This is a genomic window from Rufibacter soli, assembly GCF_054781795.1.
Window position 1 is genome coordinate 1,315,321 of the sequence record NZ_BAAGTS010000002.1, and the last position, 17,009, is coordinate 1,332,329.

15 protein-coding genes are annotated in these 17,009 nt (G+C 52.2%); 5 read left to right on the top strand and 10 right to left on the bottom strand.

Features of this window, described 5'->3' with window-relative positions; all coding sequences use genetic code 11:
• Nucleotides 1-140: 140 nt before the first annotated feature.
• Together pdxA and ACYVJQ_RS07375 are read right to left on the bottom strand one after the other, a co-directional pair.
• On the bottom strand, nucleotides 141-1,148 hold the full coding sequence (gene pdxA, locus ACYVJQ_RS07370) for a 4-hydroxythreonine-4-phosphate dehydrogenase PdxA (protein ID WP_460892429.1): 1,008 nt from the start codon (nucleotides 1,146-1,148) through the stop codon (nucleotides 141-143).
• A gap of 3 nt (nucleotides 1,149-1,151) precedes the next feature.
• Nucleotides 1,152-2,588, bottom strand: coding sequence for a leucyl aminopeptidase family protein (locus ACYVJQ_RS07375; RefSeq protein ID WP_460892430.1), 1,437 nt, complete (start codon nucleotides 2,586-2,588; stop codon nucleotides 1,152-1,154).
• A gap of 56 nt (nucleotides 2,589-2,644) precedes the next feature.
• Here ACYVJQ_RS07375 and rsmA point away from each other — a divergent pair, with 56 nt between their 5' ends.
• From rsmA to ACYVJQ_RS07390, 3 genes are read left to right on the top strand one after another with little or no spacing between them, the layout of a single operon-like run.
• Nucleotides 2,645-3,427: a 16S rRNA (adenine(1518)-N(6)/adenine(1519)-N(6))-dimethyltransferase RsmA gene (gene rsmA, locus ACYVJQ_RS07380; protein ID WP_460892431.1), complete on the top strand. Its 783-nt coding sequence runs from the start codon at nucleotides 2,645-2,647 to the stop codon at nucleotides 3,425-3,427.
• The gene (mgtE, locus tag ACYVJQ_RS07385) at nucleotides 3,417-4,769 is read left to right on the top strand and encodes a magnesium transporter (RefSeq protein WP_460892432.1); all 1,353 of its coding nucleotides are present in this window, start codon (nucleotides 3,417-3,419) and stop codon (nucleotides 4,767-4,769) included. Before rsmA ends, mgtE begins: the two co-directional genes overlap by 11 nt.
• A 40-nt stretch (nucleotides 4,770-4,809) precedes the next feature.
• A complete protein-coding gene (locus tag ACYVJQ_RS07390; protein WP_460892433.1) occupies nucleotides 4,810-5,769 on the top strand; it encodes an NAD(P)-dependent oxidoreductase in 960 nt (319 codons plus the stop codon).
• Between the two features lie 347 nt (nucleotides 5,770-6,116).
• Here the strand turns inward: ACYVJQ_RS07390 and ACYVJQ_RS07395 are convergent, their stop codons facing one another.
• The 5 genes from ACYVJQ_RS07395 to ACYVJQ_RS07415 all read right to left on the bottom strand — a co-directional run bounded on the left by ACYVJQ_RS07395 (nucleotide 6,117) and on the right by ACYVJQ_RS07415 (nucleotide 12,021).
• Nucleotides 6,117-7,448 (bottom strand): type IX secretion system plug protein, encoded by a 1,332-nt coding sequence (locus tag ACYVJQ_RS07395; protein WP_460892434.1) that lies wholly within the window; start codon nucleotides 7,446-7,448, stop codon nucleotides 6,117-6,119.
• Nucleotides 7,449-7,610: 162 nt separating this feature from the next.
• Complete coding sequence (abc-f, locus tag ACYVJQ_RS07400; protein ID WP_460892435.1) at nucleotides 7,611-9,539, bottom strand: ribosomal protection-like ABC-F family protein; 1,929 nt, start codon at nucleotides 9,537-9,539, stop codon at nucleotides 7,611-7,613.
• Between the two features lie 166 nt (nucleotides 9,540-9,705).
• A complete protein-coding gene (locus ACYVJQ_RS07405) occupies nucleotides 9,706-10,062 on the bottom strand; it encodes an SxtJ family membrane protein (RefSeq protein WP_460892436.1) in 357 nt (118 codons plus the stop codon).
• Nucleotides 10,063-10,066: 4 nt separating this feature from the next.
• Nucleotides 10,067-10,210, bottom strand: coding sequence for a DUF5989 family protein (locus ACYVJQ_RS07410; RefSeq protein WP_460892437.1), 144 nt, complete (start codon nucleotides 10,208-10,210; stop codon nucleotides 10,067-10,069).
• An 8-nt stretch (nucleotides 10,211-10,218) separates the two neighbouring features.
• Nucleotides 10,219-12,021 (bottom strand): carbamoyltransferase family protein, encoded by a 1,803-nt coding sequence (locus ACYVJQ_RS07415; protein WP_460892438.1) that lies wholly within the window; start codon nucleotides 12,019-12,021, stop codon nucleotides 10,219-10,221.
• Between the two features lie 50 nt (nucleotides 12,022-12,071).
• Between ACYVJQ_RS07415 and ACYVJQ_RS07420 the strand changes: the two genes are divergently transcribed.
• Complete coding sequence (locus ACYVJQ_RS07420; protein ID WP_460892439.1) at nucleotides 12,072-13,214, top strand: hypothetical protein; 1,143 nt, start codon at nucleotides 12,072-12,074, stop codon at nucleotides 13,212-13,214.
• A gap of 17 nt (nucleotides 13,215-13,231) precedes the next feature.
• Here ACYVJQ_RS07420 and ACYVJQ_RS07425 read toward each other — a convergent pair whose 3' ends face one another.
• Nucleotides 13,232-13,681 carry a DMT family transporter gene (locus tag ACYVJQ_RS07425; protein WP_460892440.1) on the bottom strand — a complete coding sequence of 150 codons (450 nt, stop codon included), beginning with the start codon at nucleotides 13,679-13,681 and terminating at the stop codon, nucleotides 13,232-13,234.
• 236 nt (nucleotides 13,682-13,917) lie between these two features.
• On the opposite strand from ACYVJQ_RS07425, the gene ACYVJQ_RS07430 reads away from it, so the two are divergent.
• Entirely contained in the window at nucleotides 13,918-14,493 is a 576-nt protein-coding gene (locus ACYVJQ_RS07430) for a 2'-5' RNA ligase family protein (RefSeq protein WP_460892441.1), read from the top strand.
• Between the two features lie 28 nt (nucleotides 14,494-14,521).
• On the opposite strand, the gene ACYVJQ_RS07435 is transcribed toward ACYVJQ_RS07430, so the two are convergent.
• A complete protein-coding gene (locus ACYVJQ_RS07435) occupies nucleotides 14,522-15,958 on the bottom strand; it encodes a pyridoxal phosphate-dependent decarboxylase family protein (protein ID WP_460892442.1) in 1,437 nt (478 codons plus the stop codon).
• A 177-nt stretch (nucleotides 15,959-16,135) separates the two neighbouring features.
• On the bottom strand, nucleotides 16,136-16,729 hold the full coding sequence (locus ACYVJQ_RS07440) for a DUF4136 domain-containing protein (protein WP_460892443.1): 594 nt from the start codon (nucleotides 16,727-16,729) through the stop codon (nucleotides 16,136-16,138).
• Nucleotides 16,730-17,009: the final 280 nt, after the last annotated feature.

Here is a 17,009-nt window from a genome sequence, read left to right on the forward strand (position 1 = left end):
CTCAAAACGGTTGTGGTTCATTTACAGGAATATACCTTTAACCAGATTGTAAAAATGGGATTAAAAGCGAAATGCGTTTTAAGCCTATTTTTCTGAAAACTGGCTCAAAACGCATTTTCTTCCTAATTGCCTGCCAAAGATTAGGCCTCAGCGCGAGCCCTTAAAATGTCTACGGCCGCAAAAAGCGCCTCCCTGAAAGAGGTCTCATCTGCCTTGTTCTGGCCGGCAATGTCATAAGCGGTACCGTGGTCTGGCGAGGTGCGCACAATTGGCAGCCCGGCCGTGAAGTTCACGCCGCGCTCAAAGGCCAGGGTCTTGAACGGGATCAGGCCTTGGTCATGGTACAGCGCCAGGGTGGCATCAAACTTCAGGTAACTGCGGGTGCCAAAGAAACCGTCGGCGGGAAAGGGCCCAAATACCAGGTTGCCCTTGTTCTTGAGTTGCTCTATGACCGGAAGTACGATCTCGGCTTCTTCGGTGCCCAGCAATCCGTTTTCCCCGGCGTGCGGATTCAGACCTAGAACCGCAATCTTGGGTTTCTGAATCCCGAAGTCCTTGCGCAGAGAGGCATCCAGAATGGATAGTTTCCTGATCAAAAGCTCGGCGGTCAAGACGTTGGCTACTTCTTTCAACGGCAGATGACCGGTCACCGTCGCCACTCTTAACCCATCGGCCACCAGGAACATGAGACTCTCCGGTGTGTTAAAGAAGGTGGTAAAGAACTCGGTGTGGCCCGGGAACTGGAAGCCTTCGCCCTGGGTGTTGTCTTTGTCAATGGGGGCCGTCACTACGGCCTGTATGTGCCCGTCTTTCAGGTCCTGGGCAGCCCGTAGCAGCGCGGCGCGGGCCAGGCCCCCGGTGGCTGGGGTAGGGGTGCCGGGTGTAAAGTCAATCTCTTCCTCCAGGCAATTGAGCACGTTCACCTTTTTGGGGTGCAGCTGGTCAAAGGCCGTGATCTGCTGAAAACTGAAATTCTCCAGGTTCAGGAGTTTGCGGTACTTGTTTACCACTGAGGCCATGCCATAGATCACGGGCGTGCAGTAATGCAGCACCCGGCTGTCGGCCAGGGTCTTTAAAACTACTTCAGGGCCAATGCCGGCAATGTCTCCAATGGTGATGGCTATGCGGGGCTTAGTCTTATGCTCCATGGGTTAGGCAGTGGCTTGGGAAGAAAGGAAATGGTACAACAGGCGTACGCTGCTGCCGGTGGCGTGCTTGCCGCGGTAAGAATCTGGGCTTAACAGGTAGGCTGTGCCGGCGATGTCCAGGTGCATCCAGGGGTAGTTGGTGAAGAACTCCAGGAACTTGCCCGCCGAGATTGCGCCTGCTTCGGCCCCGCCGATGTTCTTCAAATCCGCAATTTCAGATTTCAGGTGTTCCTGGTACTCGTCCCACAGCGGGAACTCCACCAGGCGCTCATGGGCCAACTCCCCGGCCAGTTTCAAATCTGTTTTCAATAGATCATCGGCAGTGCCCATCATGGCAATGCCCTCGCGGCCAATGGCGCGGGCAGCGGCGCCGGTTAAAGTGGCGATGTCAATTACCAGCGAAGGGTTGTAGCGCTTGGCAAAGTGCAGGGCATCGGCTAAAATCAATCGGCCCTCAGCGTCTGTGTTCAGTACTTCCACGGTGTGGCCGCTGTGCATGGTGATCACATCGCCGGGGGCGAACCCTTTGCCACTGATGAGGTTATCCGTGGCCGGAATAAGGCCGATCACGTGCAGGGGAATGTTGTTTTTGGCCAGGGCGTACATGGTGCCGGCCACAGCGGCAGCGCCAGACATGTCTGACTTCATGAAATCCATGGAGTTGGGCGTAGGCTTGATGCTCAGTCCGCCAGTGTCGTAGACCACGCCTTTCCCTGCCAAGACAACCGGTTGGGTGTTGGTGGCCTTTTCAGGCTTCCATTCCAGGATGTTGAAGGTGGGGGCTTCGTCAGAGGCCTGGTTCACGGCCAAAAGGCCACCCATTTTCAGCGACTGGATCTGCACCAGGTCCAGCACCTCCAGCTTCACGCCGGTTCCTTCCAATAGCTCACCAATCTGCTCGCTCAGCATCACGGCCGTCTGCATGTTATGGGGCGTATTGATGAGGTCGCGGGTATGGCAAACGGCCTCCAGCAGGTTAGAAAGCTCTGTTACCTGGGTCTGCGAGATGCCTTCCCCGGTAATGCTCACAGTTTTTAGGGTGGGAGGGGTGGCTTTCTCTGTTTTGTAACGCTGGAACGAATAGTTGGTCAAGACCAGACCTTCAGCTACGTACAGGGCGGCCTCGCCGCCGGCACTGTCCAACAATGCCACGTGCTCTACTTTGTCAGCAGCAAGGCGCAGGTGCAGGGCGTTTCCGGCTTTGCGGAGGGCTTCCTGCGTTTGGGTTTCCTTGCGCTGCGGCTCTGTGAGGACCAGGTAAAGCTGATGGGTAAGTCTATTGATAGTGACCAGGGTGCTCTTTAGCTCCAGCTGGCGCGTGATATATTCCTGTTCCTGGGGGGAGAAAAGATCCCCGGGAATTTGCTCGCGGCCCGCCGCCAACACAGCAGTGCTGGTATTTGCGGGTAATGTTGCGGCGTAGGTCAGTTCTGTGCGCATAAGATGTGTATCTTTGAGCTGCAATATAGCCTTAACAAACGGAAAACCGAAAACCAGTGAAGCCCGTCCAGCCCAAGAAACACCTGGGTCAGCATTTCCTGACTGACCTCAATATTGCCCAGCAGATTGTGGGCGCCCTGCGCCTGCCCAATGGCGTAAAGGACGTGCTGGAAGTGGGGCCCGGCATGGGCGTGCTCACCCAGTACCTGGTGCAGCATCCAGAATACCAGACCACTATCGTAGACATTGACCGCGAGTCCGTGGCCTGGCTTAATGAGCATTTTCCGCAACTGGAAGGCCGCGTGCTTTTAGCCGATTTTCTGAAAACCGACCTCAAAACGCTGTTCCAGGGGCCGTTTGCCGTGATTGGCAATTTCCCGTACAATATCTCTAGCCAGATCTTCTTCAAGGTGCTGGACCACCGCGACCAGGTGCCTGAGGTGGTGGGCATGATTCAGAAAGAAGTGGCCGAGCGCATTGCTGCCCCCCATGGCTCCAAGACCTACGGCATCATGAGCGTGTTGCTGCAGGCGTTCTACACCATTGAATACCTGTTTACCGTACATGAGCACGTGTTCAACCCACCGCCAAAGGTGAAATCTGCGGTGGTAAGGCTCACACGCAACGGGGTGGCTCAATTACCTTGTGATGAGAAGCTGTTTTTTAAAGTGGTAAAAGCTAGTTTTGCTACCCGCCGTAAAACCCTTCGCAACTGTTTGAAGCCCTTTAACCTGCCCATAGAGGTAACCCAGGACACCCTGTTTGACAAACGGGCCGAGCAGTTGTCTGTGAATGATTTTATTAACCTGACCCTACTGATCCAGCAGCATGCAGTCTGAAATCACCCGTGAGTTCATTGACCAGATAGAAGACGCCATTGAGCGCCGTGATACGGAGTTCCTTCTCTCCAACATGGAGGAAATGTACGCCGTGGACATCACCACTGTCTTGTATGAACTCAACACCGAGCAAAGCAAATATGTGATGGACGTGCTGCCCTCTGAGGTGGGCGCGCAAATCCTGAGCGACCTGGACGCAGACGTACGCATAAATTTCCTGAAGAACTTCACCACCGAGGAGATTGCCCGCTATATAGGCGAGATGGACTCTGATGACGCCGTGGATTTGCTCAACGAGCAGCCCGTGCAGCGAAAGGAAGAGATCATAGCTCTGCTGGAAGACCAGGAACACGTAGCCGACATCATTGACCTGCTGCACTATGACGAGGACTGTGCCGGCGGGCTCATGGCCAAGGAGTTGATCAAAGTGAACATCAACTGGCGGGTAGGGCAGTGCATTGAGGAGATCAGGCGCCAGGCCGAGGAAGTGGAGAAAGTCTACGCCGTCTATGTGGTGGATGACCGTGACAAGCTGGTGGGTCGGCTGGGCATGAAAACCCTCATCCTCACCAATGATAACACGCCTATCTCAGAGGTATATGAACCGGAGGTAATCTCCATTGAATCCTATAAAGGCGACCAGGAGGTGGCTGCCGTTATGCAGAAATATGACCTGGATGCCATTCCGGTAGTGAACATCCAGGGCCGACTGCTGGGCCGCATCACCATTGATGACGTTATTGACGTGATTCAGGAGCAGGCCGAGCTGAGCCGCCAGCTGATGACCGGTATCACTGAGAACATTGAGGAAGATGACAGCGTGTTCCGGCTGTCGCGCGCGCGCCTGCCCTGGCTTATGGTGGGCATGGTGGGCGGTTTGCTGGGGGCCCGGTTCATTGGGCTCTTTGAGGGCGACATTGCCGTTATCCCGGCCCTGGCCATGTTCACACCGCTCATCACCGCCACCGGTGGGAACGTAGGCATCCAGTCCTCTTCCATCATCATCCAGACGCTGGCCAACAAGACCATCATGTTTGACAACTTCACCTCGCGTATCATCAAGGTGCTGCTGGTGGCGCTCATCAATGGCCTGGTTATGTCTGGGCTGGTGCTGGGCTTCAACGTGCTGTTTGGCGTGCAGCTCACCCTTTCTATTGTGGTAGCGGTGGCCCTGTTCAGCGTGGTGCTGCTGTCCTCGTTTATGGGAACGGTCACGCCCATGATCCTGGATAAATATGGGGTTAACCCCGCCGTGGCCGCTGGGCCGTTTATCACCACTGCCAATGACCTGTTGGGGCTGGGGATCTATTTCCTGGTGGCGCACCTGCTGCTAAGTCTTTAATTTAATTCCCGGCGGCGTTGAGCCCCGGACCCGAAAGCGTATGACCCCATCTGCTGTTTCCCCCTTCCGCTGCCTGGTGGTTGACCTCATGCACGAGAGCCTTATGCCCATGCTGGAGGCCCTGAGGGTAGAGGTAACCTATGTGCCGGACATCAAAAAGGAAGAGGTGCCCGCCCTATTGCTCCCGTACCACATGCTGGTGGTGCGCAGCAAACTGCGCATCACCGCTGAGTTACTCACCCATGCCCCGAACCTGCAGGTACTGGCCCGCGCCGGGGCCGGGGTAGACAATATTGACGAGGGCGTGCTGGAGGCGCGCCACATCACTCTTATAAACGCCCCCGAAGGCAACCGCGACGCCCTGGGCGAGCATACCCTGGGCCTACTTTTAACCTTGTTCCGCAAGATCAACCAGGGCGACCGCCAGATCAGGCAGGGCCTGTGGCTACGAGAGGACAACCGGGGTGAGGAGATAGGCGGGAAGACTATTGGATTGATTGGCTATGGCCACATGGGCAAGGCGTTCGCTAAGCGCCTGATGGGGTTTGACTGCCAGGTACTGGCCTTTGACCACCAAGCCGTGGAGAACCCGTACCCGCATGTGCGGCTTGCTTCGCTAGCTGAAATTCAGGAGAAAGCCCAGGTGCTCAGTCTGCACATTCCCTACACTAAAGGAAACCACCATTTTGTAAACGCGCCTTTGCTGGCCGGTTTTAAGCACCCGCTCTGGCTTTTGAACACCGCCCGCGGCGAAGTTTTGGACCACTCGGCATTGGTGCAGGCCATGCAGACCGGACGCGTTCTTGGGGCAGCCCTGGATGTGCTGGAAAACGAGAAACTGCCCTCGCTTACGCCCCCGCAGAAAGAGCGGTTGGACTATCTCCTGCAACACCCCCGCGTGATATTGACCCCCCATATAGCCGGCTGGACCCACGAATCTTACGTGCGCATCAACGAAGTGCTGACTCAGAAACTGCAGGCCTATTTGGCCGGAAAGTAAGCGACCTGTTTTAGGCCTGTTTTGCGGAAAACGGGCTTAGAACGCTTCTATCCTTTACTTGGTTCAAGTTTCCTTTCCCTAGTTCAAGTTCCAGTCTCCTGGTTCAAGCTTCCAGCTTGGACCTATCATTTTGGGAAGTTCCAACTTCCCAAACGCTCTAGCCTCATCCCACGTATTCCGTCCCCCTTTGAAGGGGGTAGGGGAATGACGCACGCATTTCCTTCCAATTCTAGACTCAGAATTCGGCGCAGCCGTTTTAGGCTCGTTTTCCCAAAAGCAGGCGCAAAACAAAAGTGGTCTGGCGAAATGATAGCATTTCGCCAGACCACTTTTTACAACTTATAAAATTACCGCTGCGGGTTAAAGGTGATAGTGGAGTAGCCGATGATTAGGTCTGCCCGGGTGCCCGGCGGACGGTAATACACCAGCACGTCATACACGTTTTCGGTACTGAAGTGGCTGCCCTCAAAATAGCGGGCATCGGCCTGGCCGTTGGTGCCTTTAACGGCGAAGTAGTAGTTATAGTAGCCTTGCTTTAGGAGCGAGGTACCGGAGTAGAGTTGTTTCTCTGGGTCATAGGTGAGCTTGAAGGGTTCCTGCAGTTGCCAGTCAGAGAGGCCGCCAAAAACGTAAACCGGACCAGGGGCGGGTTCTGGGGAGAAAAGCTGGAAGCTGACCTGCTGGTAGTCGGCGTTGAGGGGGGCGTTGCCGTACTCGCGGCTCCCGAAAAGGAACTTGCCATTAGCGTCTGGCTGGGTACTGTACACCTGCTGCGCCCGGCTTTTGCCGGTAAGGGCCAGGACCCGGTCTGGCGAGGTGGAATTGTCCCGGCGCTCCACGCCAATTCCGCTGAAGCGCTCGCTGCGGGTGTCCAGAGCCCTGAACTCATTGAGCCCCAGGAAGGCCTGCTCTGGTTCAAACAACTGGTACTCCAGGCGCCGCTGCGCTTCCTGCACGTAGGTGGGCCGGTTGAAGTACTTAGCGTTGTCCCAGCGGTGGTTCTGGCGCAGAACTACCTTGATTTCTTGGGAGGGGTTCACCAGAGGATAGTTGGCGTAAAAAACGTTGAAGTCCAGTTGCTGCCGGACGTAGCGATCACCGGCGCCGGGCGTGGCCACGGGTTTAAGGGCCACGTTCACTTGCTCCTCAAACACCACAAAGCGCCGGCTCAACAGGCGGTTGCCACCTTCCTCGGTCACTTCCAGGAGGTAGTTTCCGCTCAGCTTCACGCGCGGCACCTGGAACCGGTAATGCCAATAAGGCACTTTGGTGCCCGCTGAGGGCTCTACTTCCATGATAAAAAACTCATTAAAGTCCTGCAAAAACTGCAAGGGCTGCAGCTGCGAAGGACGCCAATTGATGTCACAGTGCTGCAACTTGACCACCGCTCTCGCTCGCGGCGCCGAAAGCCGGTCAAACTCCAGAACCAGCGGACTGGATTGTTCTATGGAGATCACAGGCGGTGCCAACACATCTCCTACACTATAGTTTCTGGAATACAACTGCACCGATTTTACATCTGCCGCATAGACGGCATCTTCATACCGAAGGTCAGCCGTAGTGCTAGTACTGCCAGTGCCGCCAGTACTAGTGCCCTCAATAGGTACGCAGCCCGTGAGGGAAATGGCCGCCAGGGCCAAGGAGAATAGTGCCTGTTTCCAGGAGGTAGGGTGAATCATAGGGCGTGAATCTGGTAGCAAAGAGGGACTATTTAAGAAACGCGTTGGTAAGGGCCAAAGGCAGTTTAATACCTTCATTTGCGTTTTGGGCCTATTTTCTGAAAAACAGGCCCAAAACGCAAAACCTCACAGATCTAAAGATCCGTGAGGTTTAACTTGATTTTATTTCAGTTGGTTTTCCAGGGCATCGGCTTGCTCCATGAGGGTTTCCCAAGAGGTTTGCTCTTTGTCCAGCTGGGCCTTTATCTTATTGAACTGCTGGGTGGCCTCGTGCAGGGCGTTGGGATCAGCGTAGGTGCTGGGGAGGGCGAGTTTGTTTTCGCAGTTCTTCAGCTTGCTTTCCAGCTCATTTACCAGGCCTTCCACCTGCTTCAGTTTCTGGTTTACCTTTTTGAGTTCCTGCTCCAGTTCCTGCTGTTGGCTGGCGGTGGGCTTAGGCTTGGGCTGCGCCTTTGGGGCGTTGGCCGCCGACGGGGCGTAGCGTTTGCCAGTCTTCTCTTTCTGCTCCAGCCAGTACTCATATTCATGGTAGGTGCCGGGGTACTCCTTCAGTTCATGGTCCTCAATGTACCAGATCTTGTTAGCCACGTTCTCCACGAAGTACCTATCGTGGGAAATGACTACAAACGTACCCTCATACTGCTCCAGGGCCTGGATGAGGATGTTCACCGACTGCATGTCAAGGTGGTTGGTAGGCTCATCCAGGAGCAGAAAGTTGGCCTCTGAGATCAGGGTTTTGGCCAGGGCCACGCGGCTTTTCTCACCCCCAGAAAGCACTTTGATCTTTTTAAAGACCGTGTCACCGGTGAACAGGAAGGAGCCCAATACGCCGCGCAGTTCCATTTCGGTACGGCGGCTGCCGGCCTGTACCATTTCCTGCAGGATTTCATTCTCCACGTTCAGGCTTTCCAGCTGGTGCTGCGCGTAGAAGGCCATGATCACGTTGTGGCCCAGCTGGCGCTCGCCTTTGATAGGCTCATCACCGGCGATGATACGCATGAGCGTAGATTTACCCTTTCCGTTGGCGCCAATAAGGGCGATTTTATCGCCGCGCTCAATATTCACGTGGGTGTTTTTGAAGATCAGCTTCTCGCCGTAGCTTTTGCCCACGTTCTCCAGGCGCAGAATGTTGCGGCCCGGCTGCACCGTGAACTGGAACTTGAAGTTCACCACGGGGGCATCGGCGGCCACGTCTTCAATGCGCTCCATCTTGTCCAGGGCCTTCATGCGGCTCTGGGCCTGCTTAGCCTTGGTAGCCTTGGCCTTGAAACGGGCAATAAACTGTTCGGCCTGTTTTATCTGCTGTTGCTGGTTCTCAAAAGCGCCTTTCTGAATCTCGTTCCTAAGTTCTTTCTCTTCCAGATAGAAGCTGTAATTACCGGCGTAGACGTTCAATTTACCGCCAGAAACCTCTACAGTGACATTGGTGGTTCTATCCAGGAATTCGCGGTCGTGGGAAACAATCACCAGGGCCCCTTCATACGCGGCCAGGTAATTCTCAATCCACTTAATGGAAGGTAAGTCCAAGTGGTTGGTAGGTTCATCCAGGAGCAGGAGGGAAGGCTTCTGCAACAGAATTTTGGCCAGCATCACGCGCATGCGCCAGCCCCCTGAGAAGGTTTTGAGCGGTTGCTGCAGCTCCTCTGTGCTAAAGCCCAGTCCTTCCAGGATCTCCTCGGCCTTTACCTGAATGTTGTAGCCGTCCAGGGCTTCAAAGTGCTCTTGTAGCTTGGCCAGTTTGTCAATGTGCTCGTCCTGGTAATTGGTTTCCATCTCATGCAGCACCTCGTCAATCTTGTGCTGGATCTGGATCGCCTCTTCAAACGCCTGCATGGCCACCTTCAGGATGCTCTCATGGGTGTCATAAGACAGCAGATCCTGGTTCAGGAAGCCCAGGGTAGTCTCACGGCTCATCTGGATGCTGCCGCCGTCTGGCTTGTACTCGCCCACCAGCAGGCGCAGCAGGGTAGACTTGCCAGTCCCGTTCAGGCCTACCAAGCCTATTTTGTCTTTGGGCTTAATGTGCAGGTTGGCGTCTTCGTACAGCGTGCGGCTCCCGAAATGGAATTGGAGGCTATTTATGGAAATCATGGATCAAGGCGTATCAAAACGCAAAGGTACTGATTTTGGATAGAAACTTTAGGATGAAGGAAGTGGGACTGAACTCGCTGATGAGGAAATGCTTTGGATTAAGACTATTAATAGAGCCACTAAAGACGAAGAAAAGCAGTCTTTAAAGAGAAGGCGATTCTTCAATTTAAAAAGTATGCTCAAAGTCCTTGGCCCCAAAGGAATGGTTTCGCTCTACAAAGTTTGACTCCTTTTTCGCGTCTTTTTTTGTGAATAGGCGGTAAACAAAGGCTATAGGGGTAAGCACCCCAAAAAAGATCAGGCCCAAAAGAATCTTAGTGTTTACTACGCCTACACCATGCAAAAACCTCATCCATTGCTTTAAAAGCCAGGGAATAGGAGGCACCGCAAATAAGGCAAGAACAAGAATGGCGGCAGCCAACCATACCAAAGATGAGGCGGGAACCCAAAGTATATAGACAATGAGTAAAAGCAGCGCCATAGAAATGGCGGCCTCCAGGGTTTGAAGCCGTTTTTGGGGCATTTTCTTAAAAAAGGGCGTAAATGAAAGACGCGGCTGGTCCTCCTACCACTACCAACAATCCTAAAAGAAGCAGCAGAAATAAGATAGGGGTGAGCCACCATTTTTTGCGGGCTCGCAGATAGCGCCAAAGTTCTTTAAGAGAGTCCATGAAAGGAATTATGGTTTTGTGACTACAAAGTTACCGATTACCAGCTTATCTATTTCAGTTCCTTTGAAACACCTGATCGCATCTTCTGGCGTAGCTACAATGGGCTCCTCATTAATGTTAAAACTTGTATTGACTAAAACCGGGGTTCCAGTCTGTCTTCCAAAGGCATGTAAAAGCTTCCAGAATCGCTCATTAGTATCTTTGGTTACGGTTTGAACCCTTGCAGAGAAATCTGCGTGGGTAACGGCGGGAAGGGAGCTTTTAGGAGTAGTGAGCTTTGTTGTAATGTCTGCCTCCGAAAAATGCGGGACCACGCCCTCGCGGTGTTCCGGGCGAAGGAGGGTAGTAGTGGTCATATACGGCGAAGGAAAACCATTCTCAAAGTAATCCGCTTTAAATTCCAACGGAATGGCCGGGGCAAATGGCCTGAAGTCTTCCCGGTGTTTGGTTTTCAGGTTAAGGATAGATTGCATTTGGGGATTACGGGGATCAGCCAGAATACTTCGGTTCCCCAGTGCCCTGGGCCCCCATTCCATCCTGCCCTGGCACCAGCCAATTATTTCTCCAGCGGCTAGTGCGATAGCAGTGGAATCAAAAAGTACCTCTGTGTCATCATAAAACTGGAAAGGGAGGTCCTGAAGGACAAGGGCTCTTCTAATATCCTCCTCAGAAAACGACGGACCCAAGTAGGATCCTGACAGAGAATCATAGCCATTGTGGGCTAACCGGGGCGCTTGAAGGTAAAGATGATAAAATGCCAGGGCGGCTCCCAGCGCCCCTCCCGCATCTCCGCTGGCCGGCTGGCTGTATATATGATCAAACAAGCAAGCACTCTCCAACTTGCCGGTAGCTACGCAATTAAGCGCCACCCCACCTGCCAGACAAAGATTTTTGCTACCGGTCAAATTTTTGGCCGTCTTGGCCATCCTGAAAACAATTTCTTCAATGAGTTGCTGAATGGCCAAAGCCAGGTCTGCGTGGTGTTGTTCCGGGGGGGTAGAAGCAGATCGGACCGGAAATCCCCAGAGATGTTCCCATTTCTTTTCCTCAATCATTTTCAACCCGGTAGAATATTGGAAATACTCTTGCCGTAAGGTAATAGAGCCGTCGGGGAAAAGGGTTACCAGTTCCTTTTCAATGCGCACTCTAAATTTATCAGCCTGTGCAGGCCTGCCGTAAGGGGCCAGGCCCATTAGCTTATATTCGCCGCTGTTTACTTTAAAACCCAAGAAATAGGTGAAGGAGGTATAGAGTAGTCCTACAGAATCTGGGTATTTCATCTCTACCAGGGTTTTGAGTTGGGTTCCCTGGCCGTGGTGGATTCCAGCAGTGGCCCATTCACCCACCCCATCAATAGTGAGAACGGCGGCTTCCTCAAAGGCAGAAGGATAAAAGGCGCTGGCGGCATGGGAGAGGTGGTGTTCTGAAAAGTAGAGGGGGCAATCCGTATCTGGAGAGATTTCCTGGAGCGCCTTTTGTATAGTAGTTTTGAGGAAAAGCTTGTCTTTGAGCCAGATGGGCATGGAGGCCTGGAAAGAGGAAAACCCTTGTGGGGCGTGGTGGTAATAGGTCTCCAGGAGCCGCTCAAACTTTAACAATGGCTTGTCATAAAAAACCACGGCCCTTACGTCGGCCAGGGTGATTCCTACCTCAGCCAGGCAGTACCGGATGGCTTTCTCCGGGAATGCGGCATCAAACTTTATTCTGGAAAAGCGTTCCTCCTGCGCAGCCGCCCATATTTTTCCCCCACCCACCAGACAAGCAGCAGAATCATGGTAATACGCTGAAATGCCCAGAACAAAGTCCTTCATTATAATTACCGTCTTAAATTTTACAAATTGCAGGCGGAAAGATAAGGCTTATGTTTAAGAAATGGGTGTCTGGTTATCAGTTCGTGGCGGTGCAGGTGTTTACCTTGCTCTTGCTACTTCTGTTGCTAAACGGGGTTATGGCTGTTTTTTACAACTACAAAGACCAACAACTGAAAGCCACCAATCCCATAGCGCAGAAATACGGTAGAGAAGCTCTGCGAGCCATTTACCCCGGATACTCAGACCAGGAGCAAGATGCCCTACTAACTGAAACCTGGACCCGGAAGCAGGAATATGAGCCTTTTACCGGGTTCAAGGAAGCCGCCTACCAAGGAAAATACTTAAACGTTCACCCGGCAGGTTTCAGGCTAGGGTGGGAACAGGGTTCCTGGCCCTTGGACACGGCCAATGTCAATGTCTTTATTTTTGGAGGCTCCACTACGTTTGGGTATGGGGTGGCAGATACGGAGACGTTGCCGTCTTACCTGCAACAGGCCCTAAAGACACAGAGCAAAAGAGTGAAGTGCTACAACTTTGGCAGGGGGTTCTATTATTCTGTGCAGGAACGCGCTCTTTTTGAAAAGCTACTGCTAGAGGGAGTATACCCCAATTTGGTCCTTTTTGTAGATGGCCTGAATGAGTACGCCCAACCTGAACCGGAGTTCGTGGCCCAAACCCAAGCTTTGTTTTCCCAGAAACCAGGCACTTTGCTTCAGTTTTGGACAAAGAGCCTGCCTATAAGCAGATTAGCCACTTCTCTACGTTACAGGCTATTAGGAATCTCCCCAGAAGCTCCTGAGATGGAGAAGTCCTGTGCTCTTGATTCTCTCCAGATTATACACAACCGGTACTGGCAAAACCGCCAAATGATTGAAGCTGTAGCCGAACAAGCAGGGATTCCCTGTTATTTTGTGTGGCAGCCTATTTCCTGTTTTGCCTACGCAGCTAAGGATGCTTATTTCTTATCCCCCAAAGAAACTGGCTCTTGCTACCCAGCCTGTGGGTACGTTCAAATGCGCCAGGAATGGCAGCAAATGAAAGCAGGGGAAAATTCAATCTGGCTGGCAGATATCCAGCAAGGACATCCCGCCAATAACTACGTAGATAAAGTACATTATACTGCCGCTTTCCACCAGAAAATGGCAGATACTTTGGCCATTATCTTATCTAGAGACAAGGTGTTTAAACAGTAAAGAAAGTCTTGATTTTCTTACACCTTCCGGAGCAAAAACACACCTGCCAGCAGAAGCACTACTCCCAACACTTTACTCCAATTAATTGGCTGCACCGGAAACCCAAGCCACCCGAAATGGTCCAGCACGATGGCCATCAATAATTGACCGGCTACAATAATACCCAAGGTATTGGCTGCGCCGATGCGCGGGGCGGCCAGGATTACGGCTGTTACGTACAGCACGCCCAGAAGGCCGCCTGTCCACTTCCAGGCACTGATGCCCTGCATCTGTTGGAGAGAAGGGAATTCCTGGCGGTAAGAGACTAAAACGACCGTCCCTAAAATGAGGGTGCCAATGCAAAAGGAGAAGAGGGCTGTTATAATGGGGTTGCCTACCGCCAGTTTCAATTCTGAGTTCACGCCCGCCTGAATGGCCACGGCTACGCCCGCTAATAGCGCCAATAAATAATAAAGTTCTTTGCCCATGTTGAAAAAGATAATCTTGGCAAGGTACGCAGATCTGCTTCAATTGCGCGAGCTGGGTTGGGAAAAGTAAAGGAATTGACCAGCCATTTTGCACAGCAGGAGGACTGATTCCTGGAAGGAAAGCAAACAAAACACGCCCTGCCTAGTTTTTTAAGAAAGGTTTCTTTGAATTGAAGCAGTGTGTTTATAGCCTATTTTTTGAAAAACACGTCTAAAACGGTAAACCTTATCTCATTATGGTAGCCATTGTCTCTTTGCTTGACGCAGAACACTCAGATAAATTAAATGAGATCACTTTCCAGTTGGATCGGGAATTTGGGTTAAAGGAAGTGCAGATGACGCCTTTTCCCCACCTTACCTGGCTAACGGTAAATGACGGCAGCCTCCACAACCTACAGGAAACCCTGGGCAATGCCGCCGGAATCTGCTGTAGGCTGCAATTGGTTACCAGCGGACTGGGAATTTTCACGGGGAGTAAACCGGTGCTTTACATTCCGGTGGTACGCTCTGGCTTCATTACTAGGTTTCACCGGCAGTTACATGATGGAGTCAGCCTTATCTGTAATGAAATTGGACAGCATTATAGCCCCTCCATCTGGATGCCTCACCTTTCCCTGGCGCTGGGTGATACCACCCCCGAACTAGTGGCAGAGGCGTTCCTGTATTTAAACAACCGAGATTTCAACTGGAACATAGAACTAGACAACCTTACCCTGCTTACCAAGCACGGCGACCTTTTCCTGAAAGATGGGGTGTTCCCATTGGTAGGGGTAGAGACCAAGGATGCCTTCAAGCAAAGCGCAGTAGATTGAAGCCTTGCGCTTTGCTTGAAAGAAGCAGTTAGGGCTGCGTGAATTCCGCTTCCAGGGCCAAGGCTTTTTCCTGTAACACCTGAAGGGCCAGATCAATAGTGTCTTGGTGGGTCCTGAAGGAGAGAATGGCCAGGCGCAGCATAAAGGCATCGCCTAATTTGGTGGACGAAAGGAAAACCCTGCCGTCTAGCTGTACCTCCTGGGTTAACTGTTGGTTAAAGGCATTGGCGTCTATTCCAGGTTTGGGTAGGTACCGGAAAATGACCACAGATAATGCCGGAGCCACTGGGGTCTCAAAGCCGGGTAAAGCCTGGAATCTGCTATAGGCGTATTGCGCCAAAGAAAGTTTTTCCTCTAAAGCACTTCTAAAGGCTTTCACCCCATGTACCTGTAGCGGGAGCCAGATGCGTAATCCCCTGAAATGTTTGCTGAGCTCCGGGGAGACATCGGCGGGAGAGACTTCACCCATGGAAGAAAGGGTGTCCTGCATGTAATTGGCCTGGTAATGGTGCGTCTCTGCCAGTTGCTTAGAGTTCTTGATCAGTACTGCCCCGGTTCCATAGGGGATAAACAAACCCTTGTGGGGGTCCATCACCACCGAATCTGCTAGTTCAATGCCTTTCAATTTTGCCTTTCCTGAGGGAGCCAGGGCGAAGAATCCGCCGTAGGCGGCGTCTACGTGGTACCACAGGCCATGCTCCTTCGCCAATTGGCCCAGGGCAGGCAAGGGGTCTACCGCGCCCACGTCTGTGGTGCCCGCCGAAGCGATCACCAGCCAGGGCGTTAGGCCGGCTTGCTTATCAGAGAGAATGGCTTTCTCCAGCGCCGCCGCCGACATCTGGTAGGCGGCATCCATTTCTATATGACGGACCGGGCATTCGCCTAAACCCGCAATACGTAAGGCTTTGTCCAGGCAATGGTGGGCGTGGGCGGTCATGTACACCACGGCATCCGGAATCATGCGGGACGTGATTTTCTGGGCATCACGGGCAGTGGCCAAAGCAATGAGGCTGGCAATGCTGCCGCCGGAGGTAAGGTTACCGGCCGTATCTTCGGGGAACCCGATCAGGCCCGCCATCCAGCGCAGGAGCATGTTCTCCATGCGCACCGCCCCTGGGGCGGAAAAGAAAATACCAGCGTATTTGTTGGTCACCGCGGCCAGGTAATCACCCAGGGCAGAGGTATAGAGACTACCCCCGGGAATGTAGCCCAAGTGGTGGCCAGAGGCCGAGGTGATACCAGGGGTATCTACCTGCTTTTGGAGAATCTGCAAGGCCTCTTCTATGGCAATAGGTTCTTCCTGAATAGGAGTTTCCAGCAGACCCGCCCCCATGTCTGGTTGCGCTACAAAGGCTGGGAGGGAAGGTAACTCCTGAAGATAGGTTTGGGCGTATTGTTCAACAGCTTTCTGGAGGCGTAGCCGTTCTGTTTCATCTGGCTCTAATAAGGAGCGAAAAGCATCCATGAGGGGCAATGGTTATAAATAGGTAAATGCGGACCCGAAGGTACAAATAACTAACAAACCTAGCCTTTCTGAAAGAAGATAAAGTTGTCCGAAAAAAGCATAGCGTTTCGGGGCCGTTTTCATAAAAACGGCCCCGAAACGCTATGCTTAAAAAAAGGTAGCCTTAGCCTCTTTACTTTAATTGGCAGTAGAATGCTCTCTTAGGTAGCCTTTCCGGAATACGCGGTATTGGTCAAAGATAGTGCGAACGGCCCGGTTAAGGTAAGCAGTGCTTTCAGAAGTAGGGTCTGCCATCACGCCAGAGGTATAGCCTTGCCAGACGGCATTCTGCTTTTTATGGTCCAGAAGCGTCACCAGCAAGGTGCCCTGGGTCATATAGACTTTAATGGGGCGGTAAGCCTCATGCTCAGCAGTGGGTTCTTCATTGTTCACGAGCCAAATGTCAAACTCTTCCTGCTCATACCCCTTCATGTTGAGGTCATTGTAATAGATGTAGTAGCTAACCAGAAGATCGGGTTTGGTTTCTGAATACTCATACCCCTGTATCTCCAGCCGCTCCCTTATGTACTTTTTAATCACTTCATAGTTCTGCAGGGTAGCAGAATCATTTTCTGAGGCATGGGTAATGAAATTAAAGGTTTTGTACTTGTGGAAAGCCCCTGAGTAACTATAGTCTGAACCAAATTTACGGTTCCCGAATCCCAGGCAACTGCTCATGGTACCTGCCAGGAGCAATAAAAACAGATGTGTTAGAAAGTAGCGATTTTTCATTTTGTCTTCAGTTTTAATGTCCTGTCCCTCCGGTATTTACGGGGTAACATTCTAAGAAGATTTTAAAAATTTATAAAAAAATGAAAAAAAGTATTTCTACTATAAGGTAAGTATTTTATTAGGGGCACTGTGGGCTAAAAGAGCCCTTTAACCAATAAAAGGAAGGTGTTTTATGCAACAGGAACTGTGAATTGCCTCAGAAGGGCATTGGAAGGGTAGTGGGTAACGCTATTTGGTGTTAGGAGAGGAAAGCAATTGCTTGTTAGATTATGAAATAAAA

Excerpts from the sequence above, each read along its gene's own strand:
- pdxA (WP_460892429.1), bottom strand. The coding sequence starts at position 1,148 with ATGGAGCATAAGACTAAGCCCCGCATAGCCATCACCATTGGAGACATT.
- ACYVJQ_RS07375 (WP_460892430.1), bottom strand. The coding sequence starts at position 2,588 with ATGCGCACAGAACTGACCTACGCCGCAACATTACCCGCAAATACCAGC.
- mgtE (WP_460892432.1), top strand. The coding sequence starts at position 3,417 with ATGCAGTCTGAAATCACCCGTGAGTTCATTGACCAGATAGAAGACGCC.
- ACYVJQ_RS07390 (WP_460892433.1), top strand. The coding sequence starts at position 4,810 with ATGACCCCATCTGCTGTTTCCCCCTTCCGCTGCCTGGTGGTTGACCTC.
- ACYVJQ_RS07395 (WP_460892434.1), bottom strand. The coding sequence starts at position 7,448 with ATGATTCACCCTACCTCCTGGAAACAGGCACTATTCTCCTTGGCCCTG.
- abc-f (WP_460892435.1), bottom strand. The coding sequence starts at position 9,539 with ATGATTTCCATAAATAGCCTCCAATTCCATTTCGGGAGCCGCACGCTG.
- ACYVJQ_RS07405 (WP_460892436.1), bottom strand. The coding sequence starts at position 10,062 with ATGCCCCAAAAACGGCTTCAAACCCTGGAGGCCGCCATTTCTATGGCG.
- ACYVJQ_RS07410 (WP_460892437.1), bottom strand. The coding sequence starts at position 10,210 with ATGGACTCTCTTAAAGAACTTTGGCGCTATCTGCGAGCCCGCAAAAAA.
- ACYVJQ_RS07415 (WP_460892438.1), bottom strand. The coding sequence starts at position 12,021 with ATGAAGGACTTTGTTCTGGGCATTTCAGCGTATTACCATGATTCTGCT.
- ACYVJQ_RS07420 (WP_460892439.1), top strand. The coding sequence starts at position 12,072 with ATGTTTAAGAAATGGGTGTCTGGTTATCAGTTCGTGGCGGTGCAGGTG.
- ACYVJQ_RS07425 (WP_460892440.1), bottom strand. The coding sequence starts at position 13,681 with ATGGGCAAAGAACTTTATTATTTATTGGCGCTATTAGCGGGCGTAGCC.
- ACYVJQ_RS07430 (WP_460892441.1), top strand. The coding sequence starts at position 13,918 with ATGGTAGCCATTGTCTCTTTGCTTGACGCAGAACACTCAGATAAATTA.
- ACYVJQ_RS07435 (WP_460892442.1), bottom strand. The coding sequence starts at position 15,958 with ATGGATGCTTTTCGCTCCTTATTAGAGCCAGATGAAACAGAACGGCTA.
- ACYVJQ_RS07440 (WP_460892443.1), bottom strand. The coding sequence starts at position 16,729 with ATGAAAAATCGCTACTTTCTAACACATCTGTTTTTATTGCTCCTGGCA.